The organism is Polaromonas sp. P3_C2, assembly GCF_056402675.1.
Map to the genome: position 1 here is coordinate 1 of NZ_JBFUGX010001200.1, position 654 is coordinate 654.

Here is a 654-nt window from a genome sequence, read left to right on the forward strand (position 1 = left end):
CATCACCGGCTACACCCACACCAGCAACGGAGTCCCGGTGCCCGCACTGGACCAGAGCTTTGGTTATGACAACCTGAACCGACTGATCAGCGCCACCTTGGGCAGCAGTGCGATCCAGTACAGCTATGACGCCACGGGCAACCGCACGGCCAAAGTCGTTGGCGGCACGAGCTACCCCAACACCATTGCCAGCACCAGCAACCGGCTGAACCAGACGCAGGACAGCACCGGCGTCGCCACCGTGGTGCATGATGCGGCCGGCAACATCACGAGTGATGGGACCAACAGCTACACCTACAGCGACCGCGGGAGGCTGGCGACGATGACGAACGCCGGTGGCACTGTGAACTACAGCTACAGCGCGCTGGAGCTGAGGATGAGCAAGACGRGSCCGACGGCYCTGGTACCTACCGGTGCGGCTTACTACGTTTATGACGAAGGAGGCAAGCTGCTAGGTGAGTACGATGCCAATGGCGTTCCTCAGTATGAAACCATCTATATGGGCAGCCCGGTCGGGGTGATCAAGCAGACGGGGACGGCAGCAGGAAGCGACATTGCCATCAGCCTGTACAACGTCTCAACCGATCAGCTGGGTGCGCCACGAATCATCACGCGGCAGAGTGACGAAGCCGTCGCTTGGCGCTGGGATACGGC

1 pseudogene is annotated in these 654 nt (G+C 61.3%); it reads left to right on the forward strand.

From position 1 onward, the window contains the following. Positions 1-654, forward strand: a pseudogene (locus AC1DWI_RS25575) (hypothetical protein); the annotation flags it as partial.